Consider the following 24,210-nt stretch of genomic DNA (forward strand, 5'->3'; position numbering starts at 1 on the left):
CCCTTTTTCTCTTGGTAGTTGTGTGGATCATTCCACAAACCGCTCGATTTTATCTAATTAAATTCACTCATTATGAAAACGTTTCATCATTAGTAAATTTTATACTCACGATTTTAATTTAAACATCGTCCGACATATATTTCAAGTGAAAAAATTGTAACACCAAGAAAAAAAATATATTACAGATTTCAAAAAAATTCAGTTAAATCTTGTATATATTAAAAAATATTCCATATTATATACAACTGTACTACATTAATTACTAACCCTGTTACATATATCTGGCATTACTTATGTGTTGCAAACCACGTATTTAGTTGCTCCATCATGTTCTCCATAGCCTTCATGTTGGAGAATTTAGGTAATTCCACTAATAGTGCCTGTTTCGGCATTATTACATCCTGGCCTTTCTTTTGGAGAACAAATATACTTTTTGCATTTTTCTCGTTTTTAAACATGGAAACAGGTAGCTGTAACAATCCTTGAATAAAGCATGTTTCTTTAATGAATGCATGTAGCTTTGGCGCTTGATCACTTTCAAAAATGAAGTTTGGTACTAAGAAGAATAAATACCCGCCTTCTTTCGTATGTTTCACACTTTGTTCAATAAATAAGTGATGCGCATATGACATTCCTTCATCTGCTTTTAATGTATATTCACTTGCACCGATTTCATTTGGATAGTAACCAATTGGCAAATCTGAAACAACTGCATCAACTGGATCAATATAAAGTGGTGCTAGTCCATCTTGATGGAAGAATTCGATTGCATGCTTTTGTAAATTCGCATTTACTAAAGCAAGTTTAATTAGCACTTCATCCACTTCTACACCAAATCCACTCATTGCTAGTTCTTCTTTGGCGCTATTAAACACTGTAGTCATTAAGTTACCCGTTCCAATTGCAGGGTCTAAAACTGTAATTTCTTTTTGACCTTGCATAAATTTATGGAATAAGTAGCTCACGAACATTCCAACTGCATCTGGCGTCATTTCATGATTCGCTTGCACGCCTTCTTTCATTCCTTTTAAAATGGCTAGCTGAAATGCTTTACGAATTTCTTCCCCTTTATATGTTTCTTCATTAAACGTACTATATTCACGATTCAACCTTTCAATTGTTGATTCGGATAATTCCTCTTGTAAAATCGCTCCCTCAAACAAGTTATCACCTGTTTCTACAAGCGCCTCTAAATATGTTACATCTAATTCTTTACGTAAAACTACCGTAGAAGAATCAAAAATAGAAAATAATGTTTCTACTGCCTGACTCACGTTCATTCCTCCTTCTCTCTTTTACACATAACTTATATCATACCACAAAGTGATTTTTTCCAAAAAGAAAAAGCGACCTCTTTTTAAGAGCTCCCCTTCAAGTTGTTTATGATGTAACGTCTTTTCTCATATATTGGTTCAGTTAACAATACATGAGAAAAAACGACCTCTTCTAAAGTGAAACTTTAATGAGAGGTCGTCTTCTTTTACATTACTTCGCAGATTTTGCTGCTTCTAATGCTGCTTCATAGTTTGGATGGCTTGTACCTTCGCTTACGTATTCTACGTAAACTACTTTGTCATTGCTATCTACTACGAATACTGCACGAGCAAGTAAACGAAGTTCTTTCATTACTAAGCCATAAGCTTCGCCGAATGAAAGGTCACGGTGATCAGAAAGTGTCGCAACGTTTTCTAAACCGTTAGCTGCACACCAGCGTTTTTGAGCGAATGGTAAATCAGCGCTAATTGTTAATACTTTCGTATTTTCAATACCTGCTGCATCTTCGTTAAAACGACGAGTTTGTGCATCACATACACCTGTGTCGATTGAAGGTACAACACTAATTAATTTCACTTCACCTTTGTATGTTTCTAAACTTACTGGAGATAAGTCATTTGCTAATACTTGGAAGTTAGGCGCTTGATCGCCAACTTTAACTTCTGTTCCAACTAAAGTCATTGGGTTACCTTTAAAAGTTACATTTGCCACTTAAAAATCCTCCCTTATTTAAACAAAATATGTACAATGTAAATGATAGTTTGTCCCTATCGATAATGCAAATAAAATCGCTTTATTTACAAAAAAATAAAAAAGCTAATCCATTGATTAGCTTCTTTACTCGTTAAATTTGAAATTCCGGATCATCTTCTTTTCGTTTATCCATCATTTCTTTCACTTTATCAACAGCTTGTGGCGCTAATTCAATTATTTTGTCAATGACATGTGTTTGTTTATCTAAATGTAAAACTTTCACACCATCTCCATTTATAACGAGAAAGGCAACAGGATTAATGGAAACCCCACCACCGCTACCTCCTCCAAATGGATGACGGCCTGAATGCTCTACTTTGCCAAATTCACTTCCACCAGCAGCAAAGCCAAAACTTACTTTCGAAACGGTAAGAATTACACTTCCATCTGCCGCTTTAATTGGATCACCAACAATTGTATTTACATCAGTCATTTGTTTTAAATGCTGCATTGCGGTTGTCATTAAACCTTGAATTGGATGGTCCATTCTATATCCCCCCTATGCTTGAACAGATTTATCTGTCATACCAGACTTTTGTTTTCTCATAAACATGAGTAGTTTTACCGCTGTTTTCACAGTACGAAATATGCGAAAGGAAGCTGTTAATTCACATCTTGATGCAAATCCCTTTCCTTGAAAAACAGGTGTAATTTCAAATTCTGGTACGTCGACAATATGCATATATTGTCCTACAACTCCAGCAGCCATTCCTTTTGTCCCCCATGCATATCCAGTGACAATTCCAGTACTAGCCGCGTCGCCTGCTCCAATTTGTGAATGCCATTTCCAACTATTGATTTTCACTCGTTTGAGAAAATCTTTAATAATAGTATGAACTTCTTGAAGCTTTTTTATCAGTTCTCCGACGCTATCAAGTTGTGCCATAATTTTATTATCTATTCCGCCATCTTTCTCAGCTTTTTCGATTTTCTGCCCCGTCTTTTTCTGCTGTTTTTCAATTCTTTCCAATACATCAAACGTATATCGAATCATCCATATTTTCACTTGAAATAAACATTGCTTTTCCATTTCTGAATATAAAAACGTCACCTTAAGCGATATTTTCGATAATAGTATTAGCAAAATAAAAAGTAGAAGAATTATCATTCCAATTACGAGCCATTTCATTCGTACCATCCTTTCACTCCATACCCATTATCGACAAGTTTATTCATCATTAAACAACCTTTGATAAAATTGAATATAAAAATTTTTCTAAAAATAAAAAGGGATTTTGACATTTCATATCGAAATATACTATTTGAGCATATTATTCAGAATGAAATCTGATGATATGCAGCACTAAAACTAGAAAATTTAACTGCAGTGGAGGGATACATAATGGCAAATCGTCGCAATTTATTTTTCTTTTATGGTGATGACAAAGTAACACTCGTTGAAAAAATGAAACCAGTATATCGTATTTTAGAGGAGAATGGATTTACCATATTAGATCATCCAAAAAATGCAAACGCTATCGTCAGCGTTGGAGATGATGGAACTTTCTTACAAGCCGTTCGTAAAACTGGCTTTAGAGAAGATTGCTTATACGCAGGTATTTCTACGAAAGATGAAATTTCTTTCTACTGCGATTTCCACATCGATCACGTTGATACAGCCCTTCAAGAAATTACAAAAAACGAAATTGAAGTGCGAAAATATCCAACAATTAAAGTAGATGTAGATCATGGTACATCTTTCCATTGTTTAAATGAATTTTCATTACGCTCTAGCATCATTAAAACATTTGTCGTAGATGTACACGTCGACAATTTACATTTTGAAACATTTAGAGGTGATGGATTAGTTATCTCCACACCAACAGGAAGTACCGCTTACAATAAATCATTACATGGTGCCGTTGTCGATCCACTTATCCCATGTTTCCAAGTAAGCGAACTAGCTTCTTTAAATAACAACACATACCGTACACTCGGATCACCGTTTCTTTTAAATCACGAGCGTACGTTAACTTTAACACTTAGACCAGATGGCAATGATTACCCTGTTATCGGAATGGATAACGAAGCACTTAGCATTAAACAAGTGGAGAAAGCCGTTGTTCGTTTAAGCGATAAACAAATTAAAACTGTTAAATTAAAAAACAATTCCTTCTGGGAAAAAGTACAGAGAACGTTTTTATAGTAATAAAATAACCGTCGAATTATGGGATTTCCATAATTCGACGGTTATTTATTTCCCCCGATTGGTGTGGGCAGCCATCTCTTACTATGCAGTCGCCATTATTGTCAGCTTTTGTCGGTAAATCGATATATTTTAAAAATCGCTGATATATTTTGAATTGCGGTCGATATATTTCAATAATCGCTGATATATTTCGAGTTGCGGTCGATATATTCCGAAAATCGCTGATATATTTTCACACGTCTTTTCTATAAACAATCTCCCCATCAATGACGGTCATTTCTGCCTGTACTTCTTTTATTTCTTCCGCCTCAATTTCAAAAACATTACGGTCTAATATCGTAAAGTCTGCTTCATATCCTTTTGTAATTTGCCCTCGATTTGCCTCTTTTCCAATTGCATACGCACTTCCTGTTGTAAATAAAGAAACAGCCTCATATACCGTTAATCTTTCTTCTGGCATATAGCATACGCCGTCAATAAAACTTCTACGTGTAACAGCACTATATATACCTAAAAACGGATTCACTTGTTCAATTGGAGCATCAGATCCACCGTTGCAGTGTAATCCTGCGCCAAGTAATGTCTTCCAAGCGTACGCGTAACGAAGACGATGCTTTCCTAGTTTTTCAATCACTGACGGAAAATCCGATGAAACAAAGACGGGCTGAATATCAATAATTGCTTGCAAACTCTTCATTCTTTCAATTAATTCTTCACGGGCAAGCTGGCAATGAATAATGCGGTCACGTAATCCTTCTGCTGGTGGATATAATTCAAATGCATCAATGACATATTCTAGTGATAAATCACCGATTGTATGAATCGCAACTGGCATATGTAAATCACGTGCTTTCTTCACTAACCCTGCAAGCTCTTCACGTGAGAAAATCGCAACTCCATTCGTTTCCTGCGCATCTTCATATGGCTCACTTAATAAAGCTGTTCTTCCGCCAAAAGAACCGTCAGAAAAAATCTTCATCGCCCCAAATTCAATATAGTGCTCATTTTCATATTCTTTTCGCTCATTCGCTACTTCATGATGAACGAGCAAATGTGCTTTAAATGGCATTTTTTTTATAACGTGTGAAAACGCATTGTGCGTTTTTTCAAAGCCGCCATAATAATTTAAGTCTTCCGTGTGCCCGCCAACTAATCCGTATTGCCAGCAGTCTGAAATCGCTGTTTGTAGAGCCCTTTGCAAATACACTCCATCTATTTCAGGCTGAACATGTTTAATTAACTCTTGTCCTTGCTCATATAAAAGTCCTGTTAATTTATTTAATGAGTCACGACCAATTTTTCCGCCCTTTGGATCTTGCGTCGCTTCTGTTATGTTCGCTTCTTGCAATATGTATGAATTCACCCATGTCACGTGACGACAAACGCGCTTTAATAAAATCGGATGTTCTTTAGAAATCTCATCTAAATCACGTATATGAACATGTTTTGTATCTGTAAAATTATTTTCATTCCATCCTTCTCCGATAATCCAAGAGCCTTTTGGTGCTTCTTCTACTCGATTCTGAACAAGGGTAAGCACTTCGCTATAAGATTTGCAATTTGATAGATCTAGACGAAGTAACCTCTCCCCATGCCCAATAAGGTGCATATGGCTATCAACAAGCCCTGGAATCATCGTTTTCCCTTGTAAGTCACACGACTTCACTTCCGAATATCGATTTTCTAATTCATCTTTATTCCCCACATCAACAATGATGCCATTTTCAACGTAAACGGCGTCCACTTTTTCATTCTCTTCTCGCATCGTATAAATGCTTCCGCCATGCCAAATTTCTCCCATATACTCATCCCCTTTTTACTTTAGTCTACGAGATTAAAGTGTATAAAAAAAGCACCATTTCGATTAAAAATGGTGCTTTTCTAAAAATTATTTTTGTTCAGTAGTAGACGTTGTAACTTGCCATTCAATATTAAATTTATCTTTCAATTGTCCGTATGCTGGGCTCCAAAAAGTTTCTTGAAGTGGCATGATAACTTCTCCACCTTCTTGTAACTTATCAAATACTTCTTTCGCTTTTTCTGCGTTATTAATTCGAATTGCGATTGTTACTTGAGATCCGATCGCATGCCCTTGACCTGGGAATGTATCAGAAATCATAAGTTCCGTATTACCAACTTTTAAATGAGCATGTAAAATGCGCTCTTTTGCTTCAGCTGGAATCGGGTATTCTGGATTTTCAGGCATGTCACCAAAAGTTTGCATTACTTCTACTTTTGCGTCTAACGCCTCTTTATAAAATTGTACAGCTTCTTGCCCACTACCATCTAAAACTAAGTAAGGATTAATACCTAAAATCATACGGACACCTCTTTTTTAAATTTATAAAATCGAACTTGTGTTCGTTTTTTATAATATCATACGTTTTACATTTCATTCAACTATTTACTTCCTCATTTTCAAAATTATTTTGAAGGAAGCTCCATCTCTTGTTTTCTAAGTTCAATACGGCGAATTTTTCCGGAAATCGTTTTTGGTAGTTCATCTACAAATTCAATTTTGCGAGGGTATTTATATGGTGCAGTCAGTTCTTTGACGTGTTGTTGGAGCACTGGAATTAATGTTTCTTCGTTCTTTTCTATATTCTCTCTTAATACGATAAATGCCTTCACAACACTTCCGCGAATTTCATCTGGACTTGCGACAACCGCACATTCTCTTACGTATGGGTGTTTTACAAGTGCATCTTCTACTTCAAATGGCCCGATTGTATAACCAGAGCTAATAATGATATCATCTCCGCGTCCTTCAAACCAAAAATAGCCGTCTTCATCTTTTTTCGCTTTATCACCGGTAATATAATAATCACCGCGGAATTGCATCGCTGTACGCTCATCGTCTTTATAATATTGTTTAAAGAGTGCTGGTGTTTCAATGTGAACTGCGATATCACCAACTTCTCCTACCTGTACCGGAATACCTTCTTCATTTACGATATCAACATGGTTTCCTGGCGTTGGTTTTCCCATTGATCCTGGTCTAATATCCATCCCTTTCATTATCCCAACAAGTAATGTGTTTTCCGTTTGCCCATAACCGTCTCTTACCGTAATATCGAAATGCCTTTGGAACGTTTCAATCACTTCTCTGTTTAACGGCTCACCAGCTGATACAGCGCTATGTAACGCTTCTAAATTGTACTCATTTAAGTTTTCTACCTTTGCCATTAATCTATACTCAGTCGGTGTACAACAAAGCACATTCACCTTATTATCGCCTAATAAATTCAAATACGTTTTCGGTTCAAATTTACCGTGGTATACAAATCCTGTTGCACCTGAACCGAGAGTCGCTACAAACGGGCTCCAAATCCACTTTTGCCAACCTGGACTAGCCGTTGCCCATACAACATCATCTTCTTCGATTCCGAGCCAGTTCGGAGCGCTTGTACGTAAATGAGCGTATGCCCAAGCATGCGTATGAACAACTCCTTTTGGATTTCCTGTCGTCCCTGACGTATAAGATAAAAAGACCATATCTTCTTTATCTGTCTTCGCCATTTCTAACATGTCACTTTCTGTTTCTAATGCTGTTTTTAAATTCGTCCAACCATCTACTGAACGCTCGCTCAAGACGAATTTTTGAAGAGATTCCCCCGCTTCTACGCCGTCAAATTGTCCAATATACGGTTCGTAACTTACGATAGCCTTTACTTCTCCGTGCCCAATACGATACTCAATATCTTTTTTACGCAACATTTCTGAGCTTGGAATAACGACAAATCCTGCTTTAATCGCAGCAATATACGTCATGTAAGCTTCAATTAAGCGCGGCATCATAATAAGGAGCTTGTCCCCTTTTTGTAAGCCACTTTTTATAAAAGCGTTTCCAATTCTATTCGCACCTTGCATTAATTCAAAATATGTAATCTCTCGTCTATTCCCTTTATCATCTTGCCAAATTAAAGCAAGCTTCTCTTTATCACTCGTATATTTCTCTATTTCCGAAACTAAGTTATAAGATGGCGGCGCCAACAATTCCTCTCTCTTCATAAACATCCTCCTTTATTTCTATGCCTCTCTTATATAATAAAGAATTTTCTGTAAATTTTGAACCCTCTTCTTTTGACAAATTTTTTATATTTATGTCGAACCGTTGAATAAATTTATATCGATTTATCGATAAATAATGACAAAAAAAAGAAAGAGCGGGAGAACCCGCTCTTTCTAAGCCATCGTATATGGGATTATTTTTGGTAACCGCCTAATTGTTGCTCAGCTAGTGAAACTAGACGTTTAGTAATTTCGCCACCAACAGATCCGTTAGCGCGAGATGTTGCATCAGCTCCAAGTTGAACACCAAACTCTTGAGCGATTTCGTATTTCATTTGATCTAATGCTGCTTGAGCACCAGATACTGCTAATTTATTTGTGCTTGCCATGTTGTATCACCTCCTTGTGAGTATAGAGTGTGATAAACAACATGACTTCATGCACATTTGAATGTGGTAATTTATGGGTTTAGAAAAGTTCTTCGAATTTTTCTTCTTCGGCCACTACTTCTACTGTTTTTAATACCATTGTTTCTTTGTTCGCTACAGCCTCTTCAATTAACGGCGCGAAATCGTACTTCGCTTCAAAACGATTTGCTTTCTCACGCTTCGGTTTCGTCGATGGACTTGCTGGTGTGAATACTGTACAGCAGTCTTCATATGGACGAATTGAAATATCATACGTTCCAATTTCTTTTGCAATTTTAATAATTTCTAATTTATCCATCGTAATAAGCGGACGAATAACTGGATAGTTTGTTACTTCGTTAATCGTATGCATACTATCTAACGTTTGGCTTGCTACTTGTCCTAGACTTTCACCAGTCGTAATTGCAAGTGCATTACGCTCCTCTGCAATACGCTCTGTAATACGCATCATCATACGACGCATAACTGTCATAGAATAGCTAGATGGAATTTCTTTATTAATCGTTTTTTGCACTTCAGTAAATGGAACAAGGTGAAGTGTTACACGTTTACAGTATTTCGTTAACTCTTGTGCCAAATCGATTACTTTTTGTTTCGCGCGCTCGCTTGTGAAAGGTGGACTATGGAAATGAACTGCTTCCACAGATACGCCGCGTTTCATCGTTAAGTAAGTTGCTACCGGGCTATCGATACCACCAGAAAGAAGTACCATTACTTTTCCGCCAACGCCAACTGGTAAACCGCCAGCTCCCATGTGCTCACCACACATAATATAGCTGTAACCACTGCGAATTTCTATACGTACATTCACATCTGGATTATGAACATCTACTGTGATATCCTCTGTATTTTCTAAAATGTGCCCACCGATTTCTGGAAGTAACTCCATCGTCTTCATTGGGAAGCGCTTATCAGAACGGTGCACTGTAATTTTAAATGTTTTCACATCACCTTTTACTTGTAAGAAAGCTGCTAATGCACCTTTTTTAATATCTTCTAATTCTGATGGTACTTTCATCGCTAAGTTAAACTTATGAATACCAAATACATCTTTCAATCTTTCAGAAATTTCTTCATGGTCTTCGCCATTTAACTGAATGTACATACGATCATGTGTTGCATCAATTTTAATGTTTGGGAATTTTTTTAATTTGAATTTCACATTATCTTTTAACGTACTTACAAACTTAGAACGGTTCTTTCCTTTTGTCGTCATTTCTCCATAACGAACTAAAATATATTCATATGTCATCATATTTCTTTACCTCATCACTTCATATAATTTTGGCATTGTCTCTTTAACAATACCTTCAAATTGTTTTACTTCTTCCATCGTGTTGTCCGGTGCTAGACTAATGCGAATCGCACTCGTAGCTGCGGCGTGCGGTACTCCCATTGACACTAGTACTCGGCTCACTTCATTTGCTTTTGAAGAACAAGCAGACTTCGTCGATACATATACACCATGCTCTTCTAAAGCATGAACGACTACTTCTGGTTTTAAACCGACAAATGATACATTTAAAATGTGCGGTGCCGCATACTCAAGTGACGTATTAATTGTTACAGCTTCCATCTCTTTTAAAAAACGGACCAGCTCTGTTTGTAAATTTTGCAAATGAACTATCTTTTCTTTCACTTGTTCCATCGTCATACGAAGTGCTTTCACCATCGCTACAATACCAGGTAAATTTTCTGTACCTGAACGATACTTGAGCTCTTGTTGACCACCTGATAAGATTGGATCTAATCTTACACCATCACGTACGTAAAGAAGACCTGTCCCCTTTACGCTATGAAATTTATGTCCAGATATTGAACAAAGGTCAATATGAGAAGCGTATAAATCAAGTGGTACTTTTCCTATCCCTTGTACATGGTCCACGTGGAATCTTATTTTCGGATAGTTCGATAATAATGTTCCAATTTCAGCAACGGGCTGAATCGCTCCAGTCTCGTTGTTCACGTGAATAATTGACACAAGAATCGTATCTTCACGAAGCGCTCGTTTTACATCTTCTACCGATACAACACCGTGCTCGTTAACCGGTAAATATGTTACATCAAAACCGAGATCTTCTAATTGTTTATATGCCTCAAATACAGACGCGTGTTCAATATTTGTTGTAATGATATGTTTGCCGCGCGAACGATTCCTCATCGCTATCCCTTTAATCGCAAGGTTATTCCCTTCCGTTCCACCTGATGTGAAAATAATTTCAGAAGGTTTAACGTGAAGGAGCTGTGCCGCAATCGTTCTCGATTGTGTTAATAGACGCTCTGCCTCTCCTCCAAGCGAGTGAATAGAAGAAGGATTACCAAAATATTTTCCTGCAACCGTTACGTACGATTGAAGAGCTTCTGGATATGGCTTCGTCGTCGCACTATTATCAAAATAGATCATCGTTCTTCCCCTTTCAGCGCTATCACATCATATAATCATATCACAAATACGTGTAATTACGCTAAGACTACTCAAAGGTTCCGTTTTTATATAAAAGTGTACATTTTCCCCCGCCATTCGCAGGCATACTGAGTGGTGAAGATTACTAATCAATGGTGGATGAAACCCCATCACTTATGGTTTCACTTTATTTTGAAACGAACAACCTTACTGTATTCCGCTATTCATTATAGCAACATCGACTTCAAAATTACACAAAAAAACAAACCCTTTATTAAAGGGTTTGCTCATTGTCTACATATTCAGCTATTTTTTGAACAACGCCAGGTTCAAGTTGCTCTAATACAGAAGCCGCTTGTTCTAAAGCTGCATCGTATTGATATTCACGGAATAATTTCTCCGCATAATTTAAGCTTTCTGCAAGATTCTCATCATGACTGCGGTATCGGTTACCATATTGAATTAGTTTTTCAACTAAATACGCTTGTCCAATTAATTCTTCCGTCATTTCAGATACACTATTCACAACTGTGTATGCTTCTTCTAAACTGCTATTTACAGTATTCATATTTAACGGCTTTACTTCTAATTGCTCATATACAGCTTGCATCGCCATTTGCCCTTTTTGTAAATCTTCCATAATACTCTCTGGAAGACCTGGTAAGTTCGACTTTTGCATAAAACGTTTCGTCTCAAAAATTGTATTTCGCATTTCTTGTAACTTCTCGCGTGCTTCAAATTCTTCTTTGCGCATCGTTTGCAGCATTTCTTTATATTCTGCATGAAGTACTTTTAAAGTTTCACATTGCTCATAAACCTCTTCTAGTTCCTCACGAATAATAGAGAATGCAATATCTTGTTCAGCAACGCGTATTTGCAACACTTCAAAACGTTTCATTAAAATATGCATTTGCTTTTCAATTACTTTTTGTGACTCAATGTCTTTGTCTTGTAATTGATAACTTTGTTTCACAAGTTGTGTTTCTATTTTCGTTTCAATTGTTTCTGTACGAATTTCTTCTAAATCTTCATAAACAGACAGTGTTTTTTGCTCCACATAATGTTTCGCATGCACTTCTTGTTCAAGTTGATCATAAAAACTGTCTAAACGAGTTTTTAAGTTCTCTACTTTTTCTGCTGCTTCCGTTATATGAAGTTCCTGTATATCCATTAAACATGTGTGTAGTTGTGTCGTCATATCGCGGACTTCTTTAGGAATTTCCAAATACTCTAGTACATAGCCTTGTCTTATCATATCATCATGGCCTTGTAATAAATCTTCCAGCTGAACTGGTAATGTCGCTTGACACTCTACCAATAAATCTGGAATTTGATGAATAACGATTTCTAAACTTGCTAAACCTTCTTCTAAACTAATAACAATTTCTCTCGCTTTTAAATAATCACCATTATCAGTTGCCTCTTCAAAAATTTTGAACTTCTCGGATTCAACATCTAACATCTCTTCAATTTTTTGCTCAGCTGCTCCATACATGTGTCGATGAGCAAGAACGCTCTTTTTCATACTACGATATGTATCACGTAACCCTTCAATTTCCGAGCTGTTTTTCTCATGGCTTTCTAACAGTTGCTGTAATTCATTTAAAATGTCCGTAATACGATTATCAGCATCATCTAAACCACTTATGGATTCTTTCATCGCATGCTTTGCTTTGCGGAAGGAGAATTGCGAGGCGAATTTTCGCGCTTGCCCTAAATCTTTTTCAGCTTTCGGAAGAGTTGTTGATACAATTTCATCCCACTCTTCACGCCATTTACCAAACAGTTCTTCTGTTTGACCTGTCATATTTAAATCTTTTACCCGCTTTAGTTCATCTGCCACAGGTTTATCTTTTATCTCTTGTTTCCACTGCTCCAGTGCTTCAATATCTTTATATGAACGATTTCTTATCACAAGCTCTATCATGAGCAGCACTAGAATAGAGCTTACTACAATGATAACGATCGTCAGGATAGAATCCATGCAAAAAAGCCTCCTAAGTTATATCTCTTTTTTTGTCCGTTCCGTTTATGAAATGGAAGGCATTATGTATAAAAAGGGAATTCCCCTATATTTAACAACTAACAATGTTCTAATCATACCATGTAATGACGTGTTTTTGACCTAGTTTTTTTTAAAATTTCATGTTTCTTTAAATGTAAATGTAATATTTCTTAATATTCCGCTTACTTAACTACCTATCCTCAAATGATTGTAATAACAGGCACTCTTTCATATGAGATGCGAAATAAATTTTGCGCACAAGTGGTGGTTCAATAGAAATCACATGTACATTTCCTTGCCTTACCGCTTGCTCTACCACCATTTCCGGAAGTAAAGTAATACCAAGACCAGCTTTTACCATTGCAAGCATCGGTTCTGCATAAGATGTTTCAACAGCTATAGTTGGTTTTACACCTATATCGTGAAACACATTCATAATCATTTTCCTTACATCGCATATTTCTGGGTATACAATTAGCTTTTCATTTTGCAACTCTTCCATTTGGATTACCCTTTTCGCCCTATACGGATGATCATTCGAAACAGCACAAACGATTTTTTCTTCCCGCATTTCTTTTATATACGTAGCGCCTTCTACTACTGAATCGATGAACATCGCTTCAATTTTTCGCTCTTTAAATAACTCCATTAATACTTTCGTATGCTCAATTTTCCATTCTATTTCATATATATCCTCTAATAAGTCTTTACACTTTGATATGTAATGAGCCGCTAAACTCGGTAATATACCTATTGAAATTTTCCGCTTCTCTTGATATTCCTTCATTTCCGTTTTCACTGCATTTATTTGCTCCAAAATCGGTAACATTCTTTTTATAAATAACTCTCCAGCTTTTGTTAATTCTACTCCTTGAGCGGAACGTTTTAATAAAGTAACCTCTAAGTCAGCTTCTAATCTTTGAATTTGTTTACTAAGCGCTGGTTGTGAAATATGTAAAAGCTTACTCGCTTTTGATAAACTTCGCGTATGCTTTACTTCAATAAACGATCGTACTGCCTCCAAATCCATCCTACACACCTCTAACAAAAAGTTATAACTGCCATAAAAAATCGATATTTCCTTCTACAAAGAATTACTCTTTATACTTATTTCATCAACTTACTATAACGAAATAGAAAGGAGAATGATACTTTTGGCAAAAAAACAAATGTTACTCGGATCCCTTCTATGCTTACTTGCTGTAACAGCTTGGGGATTTATGTTTCCTGTGATGGCAAATGCCTTGCAATTTATAGATCCATTCTTCTTCACAACTATCCGATACGGATCAGCAGCTATTATTTTCCTTATTCTGCTCTTAATTATCGAAGGGAAAAATTCTCTCCGCTTAGAAAAAAGAACATTTTCTTTATTCTTTTACGGAACATTCGGTTTCGCTGGGTATGGATTTCTCGTTTTCTACGGACAACAACTTGCTGGGCCTTCCGGAGCGATTCATGCGGCTATGATTCAATCTCTTATGCCACTTATCGCTCTGTTATTGCAATGGATAACAAAAAATCGCCGGCCAGGGTACTACACATTTTTCTGTATGTTCGTTGCATTACTCGGTGTTATGCTTGTCATTTCAAAAGGAAATATTGACTTATTATTCGGAGCTGCAAGTCACCTATCAACGAATATATTTATGTTATGCGGCGTTACTTGCTGGGTAATTTACACGAATGGCGGTGCTAATTTCAAGTCTTGGTCACCACTTAGATACACAACATTAACTTGTTTATTCGGTTCTATTTCACTCGTTATAATCGTTACTGCATTAACAATCACAAATATAATTTCTGTACCGTCACTGCATACAATTATGAGCGTTCGTTTTGAACTCTTTTATATGTCGATTGTTGCGGGGGTTATCGCTGTATTTTGCTGGAACACGGGAAATCGATATATTTCATCTATTAACGGCATATTATTTATGAATTTAGTTCCTGTACTTGCACTTATCGGTTCTATGTTTCAAGGTTATACTGTCGATAACATAGAAATTGCCGGCGCCTCATTCACAATTATTGCGCTAGTATGCAACAATTTATGGCAAAGAAAACAACATATAAAAATCCCCACCTCAGTTCGTTAGGTGGGGATTTTTCACATATGAACAGCTCTTGGCAGTTCATAATACATACTCGCTTTATATAATGTTCGTTCCATCCATTGCTCAATTTCCTTCGTATACATTTCTAAGAAAAACGTCTCAGATGGAAATGAGTGTAGCACCTCTGATATATATTGTGGATATAAAAACGGCATATTCATCATGCCTTTTAATTGCGTCATAAACATTGTAAAAGATACCTTTTTAAATTCTTGCTTCATTTGTCCTTGTTTAATGATTTGCTCTATATAATATCTTTCTCTAGAAAAATAAACGGTCATCACTTCACGAATTAATGTCGTATCAAGCGAAAGCTCTCTATAAAAAAAACGTGTCAGTTCTCTATTATCAAATTGATATCGTAAAATCCCGCGCACCATTTGCACCATCACATCTTTAGCCGATAAATATTCTCTCTGTTCAAATGACGTTTCAATGATGTGAATATATCCTTCTAAAAAATCAGTAATAAGCTGTTCTAATAACCCTTGCTTTCCAGCAAAATAATATGAAATATTCGCTACATTCACATCCGCTCGCTTTGCAATGTCTCGCACCGATGTCCCGTCATAACCTTTCGTATTAAACAACGATATTGCCGCATCAATTACCTTTTGTTTCGTCTGCTTCATGCGCTCACTTCCTCTCAATGAACAGCTATAGTTTAAATTTCTTGACTTTTAAGACAAATTCCTTTAATTTTCTATCGACAAAGTCATGTGAAATACATCGTATTTTGCTACCATTTTACATATCTCGATAAAAAGGGAGTTGTTTCCATGTTTACAAAAGAAAGTTATGCAGGATCTCGTGAGCAGCAATATGAGACAGTAATTAAACAACTGGATGCATTATTAACTGGCGAACCGAACGTAGTCGCAAACTTATCAAATGCGTCCGCACTATTAAATCAATTTTTAGATCGCGTTAATTGGGTTGGCTTTTATGTAACAGAAGGAAATCAGCTCGTTCTTGGACCATTCCAAGGAATGCCAGCTTGCGTGCGTATTCCTTTCGGACGCGGTGTTTGCGGCGTTGCAGCTGAAACAAAAACAACGCAACTTGTAGCAGATGTTCACCAATTTCCAGGACATATCGCTTGCGATAGTGCCTCTAATTCTGAAATCGTTGTACCGATTCTGAAAGAAGGAAATATCATTGGTGTACTTGATATTGATAGTCCTGAAAAAAATCGTTTCGATGAAGTAGATCAGCATTATTTAGAAAAGTTTGTGGAAACACTCCTAAAACATATTTAAAAAAAGAAAAGAGTGAGTTATCGATTAAGTACGTAACGCACGAAACCGATAGCTCACTCTTTTTTATTGATTACTAACCGTAGATATCTTCTTTAGTGCCTGTTCTAAATCAGAAACGATATCTTCCCATGATTCTAAGCCGACAGATAGGCGTATTAAATTATCGAAAATACCCATTTCTTTTCTTAGTTCAGCCGGAATAGCTGCATGCGTCATCGTCGCTGGATGCTGAATTAATGTTTCTGTATCACCTAAACTTACAGCAATTGTAATAAAATGGAGGTCATTGATAAACGACTGTGTTTCCTCTTTCCCGCCTTTAATTGAAAAAGAAATAACGCCCCCGCCTCGTTTCATTTGCCGAGATGCTAATTCCCCTTCCGGATACCAAACACCTTCTACCGCTTCATGATTTTTCAAAAACGATACAATTTTTTCCGCATTATCACAATGACGATCCATTCTTACTGCTAATGTTTTTAATCCGCGTAACAATAACCACGCGTCAAACGGCGCCATAATACCGCCGATATCTTTTCGCATCGGACGGATTTTGTCAGCTAACGCTTTCGTTCTACAAATTGTTACACCCGCTACAACATCCCCGTGACCACCAATATATTTTGTCGCACTGTGAACGACGGCGTCACAACCGAGCTCAAGAGGTCTTTGTAAATAAGGTGAACAAAACGTATTATCGACAATAACAAGCAAGTCATTGCGCTTCGCTACTCCGATCACCTTTTCTAAATCAATTAATTTCATCGTTGGATTAATCGGTGTTTCAACGAAAATGAGCTTTGTATTTGGACGAATTTTATTTTCAATATCCGTCTCTGTCTCCATATCACAAAACGAATGAGTAATCATAAATTTTTCTTCTAATACTTCTAAAAAACCGTAAGTACATCCATATAATCCATTTGAACAAATAATATGATCTCCAGCCTTTAGAAAACCGATTAACGTTGCTGAAATGGCTGCCATACCTGAACCAAACGCCAGCGCTTCCTCTCCACCTTCTAAAACAGCCATACGTTCTTCAAATAATTTCACAGTTGGATTCCCAAGCCTTGAATAAATATAAGATGGATCTTCTCCCGCAAAACTCGCTTCTCCTTGCTGTGCTGTCTCAAACGTAAATGTAGAAGTTTGAAATAAAGGTGGTGTTAAACTCCCTTTATTTTCATTTGATTCATATCCGTGATGAATTAATGCTGTCTCCATATGTTTCTTTTTCATAAAAACATCCCCCTTATGTCTTTATTGCCACATATCCACCAGGAAAAATTTGATGAACGTTTTTACTACATTTTATGTAAGCGTTTTACTTCTGTTTCTATCTCTTCTTTTATATTGTTTTAAATTCCTTCTTGTTAATTTCCAAAATTTATCTGCATAAAACAAAAAGGGAGTCACTTGACGAAACTGTAGGTAAAAGATATAATAGCGTTTGTGTAAAATAAAAAGGCAGCCTTGTAATGTGAGTTTATCGTTTGTATTTTGTTCCTCTGCGGAGGTGTATCTCGTAACTCCCTGCTGCTGGAGCGAAGGTACATGAAAACAAAATACCCGTAAATATCGATTACGTCTGTTTTTATTTTACGAAAATAAAAACATTTTTGAAGGAGGAGTCAACTATGGCTCGTTATACAGGTCCAGCATGGAAACTGTCTCGTCGTCTTGGAATCTCTCTAAGCGGCACAGGAAAAGAATTAGAAAAACGCCCTTACGCACCAGGTCCTCACGGTCCTAACCAACGTAAGAAACTTTCAGAATACGGTTTACAATTACAAGAGAAACAAAAACTTCGTCACATGTACGGCATGACTGAGCGTCAATTCCGTCGCACATTTGACCAAGCAGGTAAAATGCCTGGTAAGCACGGCGAAAACTTCATGATCCTTCTTGAAGCTCGTCTTGACAACCTAGTTTACCGCATGGGCTTAGCTCGCACTCGTCGTGCAGCTCGCCAATTAGTAAACCACCGTCACATCACGGTTGATGGAGCTCGCGTAGATATCCCATCTTACCGCGTTAAACCTGGTCAAACTATCGGCGTTCGCGAAAAATCTAACAGCCTTGTTGTTGTTAAAGAAGCGATCGAAGTTAACAACTTCGTACCAGAATATTTAACTTTCGATGCTGATAAGTTAGAAGCTACTTACACTCGTCACGCTGAGCGTTCTGAGTTAGCAGCTGAAATCAACGAAGCATTAATCGTAGAGTACTACTCTCGTTAATCTCGGTACTCTGCAAAGAGTCGTATTAAAAGCCTTAGGAACCTTGTTTATCAAGGAACCTGGGCTTTTTTATTTATTATTAACAACGCAAAATACGGCATTAAAAAGAATGTACCTGGGGCTAAGTGGGGCTAGTTTGGGGCAAAAAATATAAGGCTGGCGTGTGTATAGTAATGGGTAAGTACAAAAAATAAATGCTAAAAGGAGTTGCTTTTTTTGAAAGAAAAACCTATCAAAATTCCTCTTCATATACATGACTTTCAAAAATTAAAATTATTATTAGAAGAATTAGTACAAGACGAAATAGAATTCATTGGAAATTCTTCTAAACACTCTTTAATGATTTCTTCTGAAGAATCTATGGTCACAATTAATCTTAGAAGTGAGTTTTCTCCTGATCCACACTTGGCGATCACCGCTATAAGTATTACTCCAAATAATCAAGGCAAGGGCAGTATTGTTCTTGAATGGCTCAAAAAATTCGCAAAAGAAAAGGGATTCAAACGCTTAGTGTTACAGGAAGTTATAACCGAAAAAGGTTACCATTTTGCATTAAAAAATGGTTTTTCGAAAAAAGTTGCTCCATTCGAGGAAATATTTAGAAAACCTGATAGTAATGACGGAAATTATGAATTACATTTATAAAGAGTAAAAAGTGAACGAATATTTTCCGTAGGCGTTCACTTTTTTATTTGATGCATTATCTAACATCTCCGATTTTTCCATATACAAGTTCATCCAAGGTATAATAAAAAGCCACACTCAGTTGAATGTGACTACATTAATTCATCATCTATTAACCTATTCTCTTCTTTATAATACTTTTCAATTACTCCCATTATAGAACGCTGATTTTTGTAAGAGTCAGTCCGGAAGTTGAATTTTTCTTTTTCATTAGGTGAATCTAAGAAAGAAGCACACCAAAAAATATATTCCGTACTATGGCTCCTTAATTCTTTTGCAAAACTATTCTCTTCATTTAAGTTAATCCATATGTACACTTTATGATTTAACAATTCAAATTTAATCTTTTTCTTCTCATTTTCATCTGTTTCTTCAAAACACTTTCTACCTAAATCAAGAACTTTTGTAATATGATCCATTAAATCCTTTTGCATCCTTCTTTTCTCAGGCAATGATACAGTCACCTTACGGTCTTTCTCTTTGTTTTGATTTAAGGTTCTAGCACTATAAATTGACAATAATAAAGTAAAAAAAGATATAACCAGCGTACCAATTTTAATCCAATCCATTTTTCCCCTCCTTATGTTGTAAATACATATTACCACATAAGGTTATCACTATATGGTAAACCCCTTTTATCACATTACTTCACATTTTGTTTAGCTTCCTCTTCAACCTTGCGAGCAGCTAATATACGTGGAACCGATGTTTTCATAAAAAACTCTGCCATTTTTAATGCTGTTTCTTCACTAGGTGGATTATCTAATATCGTTCTTTCTTTAGACTCTTTACGTTCCATACGATCCACCCTTTCATTCATGATTTTTCACCTCTTTTCTTTTTATTCCCCTTGTAAGTGAATATGGTACATAACAACCTTTCTGTCATAATCCGCTAGGATTTCCTCACGATTTATTTTTTCTACTTTCTCACCGTACCTCCAATATCCAGCACGAAGTAGAAACTCAGAATACCCTTCTGGAATCGGGAATTTAAGAGGATGTAACATTTACATTTTCATCCTTAAATTGGTATGATTTACTTGTTGAGGAGGGGAATTTATGAGTTTAAACATGTATCTAGGAGAAGTACATACCCAAACACAAAGTATGAATGCTGTATGTACCGCTACCATTCAAGGTATGGAACAAGCCATTCAGTCAATTGACGCTTTTGCAGTTGATACTGTTTTACAAGGACAAACATATAGCAGTGCAAAATCATTTTTTGTACAAACCTTTCGTCCTTTAGCACAAGGAATCATTTACTTATGTGAAGAATTAATCCGTCAGAATGATGCCTTTCCAAACGATTTTCAATCGCAAGTAGCTTCAACAGATGTAATCGAACAAGAAATATTAGAACAAATTCGCGAAATTGACCGAATGAAAACAAGTATGGAAGCCATCAGTCAAGCTATGCCAATCCCGGGTATGGACGCTATGACGAATCTTTTTACTGTCATGAGGAAGAAACTGCAAGAAAAACTAGAACACTTACATGAATTCAATTATACTTCTAGTAGTAATTATGATACTGCACTTCAATTAGCTGCGAGTATCGCGCAAGGTCTTGCGGAAGTGCAAAGTGGGAAAGGTTTCAGCCCCGCAAGTGGAACATTTAGCATACAAGAATTGAATATGGAGTGGACGGGGCCTATTCAAGCAATTACAGAAAGTAAAGCTCATGAAGCACAAATTGAAAAAGCAATTGCTTTACGAGAACAAGAAGCCAATAGACCATGGTATGAAAAAACAGCTATCAGTACTTGGGAATTTATGAAAGAATTTTTTCAAGGCGCTGGTAGTGCGGCTTTCGAAAGCGTTATTGGACTAGAATCACCTGATAATGATGAATTAGAAAGCAAGTTAACTTATCAATCGGGAAGATTTGCCGGAAATGTTGTAGCAGGAGCGGCATCCATTATAGAAATTCTAGAAGGTCTTACCGTCATAGGCGGGGCTAATTTCTTAACCTTCGTCGCAGAAGTTGGAAGTGGTGGTTTAGCATCACCAATTGTTCTTCCATTAGATGCAGCTGCTACAGCGGCTGGGCTTAGTCTTGCTGGACATGGTGTATTTGTTGGGCGTAATGCAATTCAAAATGGTAAGGATACTCTTCAAAAGTTCCAGTCTTCTTCTAATGGGACTAGTGGTAGAATAAAGGAGAAAGCCGATGCTAACAACCTTCAAAAATCCCAGTCTTCTAGCGAGGTTGGTAATAGTGTTAAGAATACAGAAAAAATACGGATTGTTGATGGAAAAAAACAATATAATGTAAACGGAAAATGGGTAACAGATAAACAATTTTCAGCTCTTCGTCAGAAAGCTGTTCGCCACGCATGGAGACAAGAGAAAGAATTGATTAAAAAAACTGGGAAAGGAACAAGAGATTGGACCCCTGCAGAAAAACTAGAGTTATTACAAACAGGAAAAGTGAAAGGCTACGAGGGACAGCATATGAAATCTGCTAATGAATATCCTGATTTTGCTGGTGAACCAGATAACATTCAATTTTTAAAGGGAAGGAATATGGATGTAAACGAACACTTTGACGCCCATCGTGGAAATTATCACAATCCTACAAATGGCTACTATACTCCTAAGAATGATAGTATGACTGACTTTGGAGACGTTGTGCCTTGGAAACATGAATAGAGGGAGATGGTTTTATGCTAAGAAAATATTATTCAAAAAACAATCATTTACAACCATTTTTTGAGGAAGTTAATAAATATGTAGATGGCATTCACACCCTAAACAATGGAATTAACGTAGAAAATATAACAAGCCTTCAAAATGAACTTAACATTCAAATTCCTGATATATATAAAGATTTTCTCCAAGTGTGTAATGGTGGAGAATTATTTATACCTGGAACAGTCCTGTCAGAAATTCATACAGCTGCTCGGGGCCAAAAACAGCGTGGTGGCTCCTATCTAAATGATTCGTTTAAAAAAGAACGAAGACCGATAAAGATGCCAGACACGTATTTAATCATCGCAGATTTAAACTATGGTGACTCGATTTGTATAGACTTAGAATCAAGCAATGGATACGATGCAACGGTAATACAATGGGATAGGGAGATTCACAGCGTTTCTAGATCATGGAATGGCTTGGTGGAATGGTTAATGGATACCTTAGACGAAGGATCATTACTAGTAGATTATGATGGTAATGAAAAAGATTTAGACTTTTAACATGAATAGTAAAAGTGAAGCCACAAGAATTTAGTGCTCTTGTGGCTTTTTATATAGCTAACTGCAAAACTTTGCTAAAAGTAAATTCATTCATTTCTTAAATTTTAATAATATTATAATATTTTTCAACTAAACTGCCACGTTGGCTTAAGTACACTTCTTTACAATCTTAACGAAACAATTGAGTCAATTTTAGCAAATTCATCATGTGAAATATTCATACTATCGCTTAATACTTTATATCTAAAATCTAATAATGAATAATAAAATAATATTTGTTGATTTTCTTCGATATGACTTATTTTCGATTCGATTTCTTCTTTTAATGTTTTTGATTGCACAAAATCTTGGTTTAACATAAATTGATACCAAATATCTAACGAATTTTTAATTTGTTCTTTAGGTACTACAGGTGTGCTCATAGCTACCCCATCCTCCTCGTTTCTATCTATGATTATCATAATTCCACAAAATAACAATAAAATTCCTTCTTCGAGTGTGGTTGATAAATAACTTTCAGAATATTCATTCCAATAAAAATGATAATATGTTAAGGTACCTACATAAATAAAGATATACATAATAATTTAAAAAGAAAGGAGGAAATTATGGGAGTTTTTGGGTAGAGAATAATGATAATAAGATCAAATCAGTATCCTAAGTTAGATGGCCTAAAACTTAATGGAGACTATATTTTAGAGGTGCCAGCATCTAATAAAAACATTAAAAATATAGAAAAGTATAAAGAAATAGCTGAAGAATACGGTGTAACATTAAGATTTAGGGAGGAATAATTATGAGCTTAAAATTAAAACCTGAAATAGAAACAGCACTAAAAAAAATTGACTTTGTTAATAGATACACAGAACTTTCTTCTTTTTCGAGAGAAAATTATGATGCCGAAGAAATCATTCCTAATCCCAATATTGAAGAAATTCAACAAATACTTGAAAAGCTAGGTTATAAATCAGTTTATGATAAAAAAGAAAAGTTTTTAAAAGTTGGAGAACTAGGTGATAAAAAAGAAAATTTATTTTAATTTAATATTGGTATTAAAGTAAACGTTCTGGATTTTACTTGGGTAGTTTATCATAATGATGAACTAAGATTAGGTAGTCCATCGAGTCTATATTCAAGACTTTTAATTTCTCCAGATACTAGAATTAAGCCCGTACTATTTAGCGATTATGACAGCTTAGAAAAAATTTTAAAAATTGCTTTAGGTATGTATGAAGATTTTAAACAAGAATTAATTCCTATCTATTCATAATTTTATATATAAGAAAGGCAATCTTATCTTATATATATAAAAAGAAAATCCGACTCACAAGAGACGGATTTCTTCATGTATCTAAACTTTATACCGTCTTATTCAATCTAATGTTAGCACTTCTTTTCAATGCTAATACCACATTAGAACCATCGTTTCTAAACTTAGTAAGTGCACCTTCTTTTACACCTTTATATAATAAATAAACATATACTACACAAAAATGCTTAATGATTATACGAATCGGTAAGCTTTTTATTGAATATGGATAAGTTCGTTTTGTCATATATTAATACCTTTAATCAATTTATAAAATGCAATATTTACAGTCTTCACATTAAATTGGTATAATTTAGCTATTAAGCCAACTTATTAATATCCTATCTATTTTATATAACATAGAGTAATTT

General features: G+C 35.8%; 26 protein-coding genes and 1 pseudogene. 8 read left to right on the forward strand and 19 right to left on the reverse strand.

Annotation, left to right across the window (positions count from 1 at the left end):
- Positions 1–287: 287 nt before the first annotated feature.
- The 4 genes from V7038_RS12580 to V7038_RS12595 all read right to left on the reverse strand — a co-directional run bounded on the left by V7038_RS12580 (position 288) and on the right by V7038_RS12595 (position 3,166).
- Positions 288–1,274 (reverse strand): class I SAM-dependent methyltransferase, encoded by a 987-nt coding sequence (locus V7038_RS12580; RefSeq protein ID WP_002112255.1) that lies wholly within the window; start codon positions 1,272–1,274, stop codon positions 288–290.
- Positions 1,275–1,485: 211 nt separating this feature from the next.
- Positions 1,486–1,986, reverse strand: coding sequence for a thiol peroxidase (gene tpx, locus V7038_RS12585; RefSeq protein ID WP_002112256.1), 501 nt, complete (start codon positions 1,984–1,986; stop codon positions 1,486–1,488).
- A gap of 133 nt (positions 1,987–2,119) precedes the next feature.
- Positions 2,120–2,515: a GerW family sporulation protein gene (gene ytfJ / locus V7038_RS12590; protein WP_000350003.1), complete on the reverse strand. Its 396-nt coding sequence runs from the start codon at positions 2,513–2,515 to the stop codon at positions 2,120–2,122.
- 12 nt (positions 2,516–2,527) lie between these two features.
- Complete coding sequence (locus V7038_RS12595; RefSeq protein ID WP_002112257.1) at positions 2,528–3,166, reverse strand: DUF2953 domain-containing protein; 639 nt, start codon at positions 3,164–3,166, stop codon at positions 2,528–2,530.
- Between the two features lie 204 nt (positions 3,167–3,370).
- Between V7038_RS12595 and V7038_RS12600 the strand changes: the two genes are divergently transcribed.
- Entirely contained in the window at positions 3,371–4,174 is an 804-nt protein-coding gene (locus V7038_RS12600; RefSeq protein WP_002112266.1) for an NAD kinase, read from the forward strand.
- Positions 4,175–4,409: 235 nt separating this feature from the next.
- Here the strand turns inward: V7038_RS12600 and V7038_RS12605 are convergent, their stop codons facing one another.
- The 8 genes from V7038_RS12605 to V7038_RS12640 all read right to left on the reverse strand — a co-directional run bounded on the left by V7038_RS12605 (position 4,410) and on the right by V7038_RS12640 (position 14,055).
- Positions 4,410–5,978: an amidohydrolase gene (locus V7038_RS12605; RefSeq protein WP_002112267.1), complete on the reverse strand. Its 1,569-nt coding sequence runs from the start codon at positions 5,976–5,978 to the stop codon at positions 4,410–4,412.
- Between the two features lie 87 nt (positions 5,979–6,065).
- Entirely contained in the window at positions 6,066–6,497 is a 432-nt protein-coding gene (locus tag V7038_RS12610) for a VOC family protein (RefSeq protein ID WP_002112268.1), read from the reverse strand.
- A gap of 104 nt (positions 6,498–6,601) precedes the next feature.
- On the reverse strand, positions 6,602–8,188 hold the full coding sequence (mbcS, locus tag V7038_RS12615; RefSeq protein ID WP_335470394.1) for an acyl-CoA synthetase MbcS: 1,587 nt from the start codon (positions 8,186–8,188) through the stop codon (positions 6,602–6,604).
- Positions 8,189–8,382: 194 nt separating this feature from the next.
- The gene (locus V7038_RS12620; RefSeq protein ID WP_000168891.1) at positions 8,383–8,577 is read right to left on the reverse strand and encodes an alpha/beta-type small acid-soluble spore protein; all 195 of its coding nucleotides are present in this window, start codon (positions 8,575–8,577) and stop codon (positions 8,383–8,385) included.
- A gap of 79 nt (positions 8,578–8,656) precedes the next feature.
- Positions 8,657–9,871, reverse strand: a complete 1,215-nt coding sequence (gene thiI / locus V7038_RS12625) for a tRNA uracil 4-sulfurtransferase ThiI (RefSeq protein ID WP_335470399.1) — start codon at positions 9,869–9,871, stop codon at positions 8,657–8,659.
- 6 nt (positions 9,872–9,877) lie between these two features.
- Positions 9,878–11,020, reverse strand: coding sequence for a cysteine desulfurase family protein (locus tag V7038_RS12630; RefSeq protein WP_070140002.1), 1,143 nt, complete (start codon positions 11,018–11,020; stop codon positions 9,878–9,880).
- Positions 11,021–11,294: 274 nt separating this feature from the next.
- Entirely contained in the window at positions 11,295–13,004 is a 1,710-nt protein-coding gene (gene ezrA / locus V7038_RS12635) for a septation ring formation regulator EzrA (protein ID WP_335470402.1), read from the reverse strand.
- 211 nt (positions 13,005–13,215) lie between these two features.
- Positions 13,216–14,055, reverse strand: coding sequence for a LysR family transcriptional regulator (locus V7038_RS12640; RefSeq protein ID WP_070129065.1), 840 nt, complete (start codon positions 14,053–14,055; stop codon positions 13,216–13,218).
- A 124-nt stretch (positions 14,056–14,179) separates the two neighbouring features.
- Here V7038_RS12640 and V7038_RS12645 point away from each other — a divergent pair, with 124 nt between their 5' ends.
- Positions 14,180–15,124, forward strand: coding sequence for a DMT family transporter (locus V7038_RS12645; RefSeq protein WP_002112275.1), 945 nt, complete (start codon positions 14,180–14,182; stop codon positions 15,122–15,124).
- Between the two features lie 11 nt (positions 15,125–15,135).
- Here V7038_RS12645 and refZ read toward each other — a convergent pair whose 3' ends face one another.
- The gene (gene refZ, locus V7038_RS12650) at positions 15,136–15,774 is read right to left on the reverse strand and encodes a forespore capture DNA-binding protein RefZ (protein ID WP_002112277.1); all 639 of its coding nucleotides are present in this window, start codon (positions 15,772–15,774) and stop codon (positions 15,136–15,138) included.
- A 147-nt stretch (positions 15,775–15,921) separates the two neighbouring features.
- On the opposite strand from refZ, the gene V7038_RS12655 reads away from it, so the two are divergent.
- Positions 15,922–16,401 (forward strand): GAF domain-containing protein, encoded by a 480-nt coding sequence (locus V7038_RS12655; protein ID WP_002199165.1) that lies wholly within the window; start codon positions 15,922–15,924, stop codon positions 16,399–16,401.
- A gap of 63 nt (positions 16,402–16,464) precedes the next feature.
- Here the strand turns inward: V7038_RS12655 and megL are convergent, their stop codons facing one another.
- A complete protein-coding gene (gene megL / locus V7038_RS12660; RefSeq protein ID WP_002112279.1) occupies positions 16,465–17,643 on the reverse strand; it encodes a methionine gamma-lyase in 1,179 nt (392 codons plus the stop codon).
- A gap of 398 nt (positions 17,644–18,041) precedes the next feature.
- Between megL and rpsD the strand changes: the two genes are divergently transcribed.
- Positions 18,042–18,644 (forward strand): 30S ribosomal protein S4, encoded by a 603-nt coding sequence (gene rpsD, locus V7038_RS12665; protein ID WP_002112282.1) that lies wholly within the window; start codon positions 18,042–18,044, stop codon positions 18,642–18,644.
- A 216-nt stretch (positions 18,645–18,860) separates the two neighbouring features.
- On the forward strand, positions 18,861–19,289 hold the full coding sequence (locus V7038_RS12670; RefSeq protein ID WP_335470406.1) for a GNAT family N-acetyltransferase: 429 nt from the start codon (positions 18,861–18,863) through the stop codon (positions 19,287–19,289).
- A gap of 131 nt (positions 19,290–19,420) precedes the next feature.
- Here V7038_RS12670 and V7038_RS12675 read toward each other — a convergent pair whose 3' ends face one another.
- From V7038_RS12675 to V7038_RS12685, 3 genes and pseudogenes are all read right to left on the reverse strand, one after another.
- Positions 19,421–19,897 carry a hypothetical protein gene (locus V7038_RS12675; protein ID WP_335470408.1) on the reverse strand — a complete coding sequence of 159 codons (477 nt, stop codon included), beginning with the start codon at positions 19,895–19,897 and terminating at the stop codon, positions 19,421–19,423.
- A gap of 74 nt (positions 19,898–19,971) precedes the next feature.
- Entirely contained in the window at positions 19,972–20,148 is a 177-nt protein-coding gene (locus tag V7038_RS12680) for a hypothetical protein (RefSeq protein WP_335470410.1), read from the reverse strand.
- Positions 20,145–20,337, reverse strand: a pseudogene (locus V7038_RS12685) (hypothetical protein). Before V7038_RS12685 ends, V7038_RS12680 begins: the two are co-directional and overlap by 4 nt.
- Before the next feature lie 52 nt (positions 20,338–20,389).
- On the opposite strand from V7038_RS12685, the gene V7038_RS12690 reads away from it, so the two are divergent.
- Both V7038_RS12690 and V7038_RS12695 read left to right on the forward strand, forming a co-directional pair.
- Entirely contained in the window at positions 20,390–21,985 is a 1,596-nt protein-coding gene (locus tag V7038_RS12690) for a T7SS effector LXG polymorphic toxin (RefSeq protein WP_215567831.1), read from the forward strand.
- Positions 21,986–21,999: 14 nt separating this feature from the next.
- Positions 22,000–22,530: an SMI1/KNR4 family protein gene (locus V7038_RS12695; protein ID WP_335470413.1), complete on the forward strand. Its 531-nt coding sequence runs from the start codon at positions 22,000–22,002 to the stop codon at positions 22,528–22,530.
- Between the two features lie 161 nt (positions 22,531–22,691).
- Here V7038_RS12695 and V7038_RS12700 read toward each other — a convergent pair whose 3' ends face one another.
- Entirely contained in the window at positions 22,692–22,952 is a 261-nt protein-coding gene (locus V7038_RS12700) for a RapH N-terminal domain-containing protein (RefSeq protein WP_016126720.1), read from the reverse strand.
- 374 nt (positions 22,953–23,326) lie between these two features.
- Between V7038_RS12700 and V7038_RS12705 the strand changes: the two genes are divergently transcribed.
- A complete protein-coding gene (locus tag V7038_RS12705) occupies positions 23,327–23,569 on the forward strand; it encodes a hypothetical protein (protein WP_230478640.1) in 243 nt (80 codons plus the stop codon).
- Positions 23,570–23,888: 319 nt separating this feature from the next.
- Here V7038_RS12705 and V7038_RS12710 read toward each other — a convergent pair whose 3' ends face one another.
- Positions 23,889–24,086: a hypothetical protein gene (locus tag V7038_RS12710; protein ID WP_016126719.1), complete on the reverse strand. Its 198-nt coding sequence runs from the start codon at positions 24,084–24,086 to the stop codon at positions 23,889–23,891.
- Positions 24,087–24,210: the final 124 nt, after the last annotated feature.

The organism is Bacillus sp. JJ783 (assembly GCF_036963225.1).
Classification (GTDB): Bacteria; Bacillota; Bacilli; order Bacillales; family Bacillaceae_G; genus Bacillus_A; species Bacillus_A cereus_U.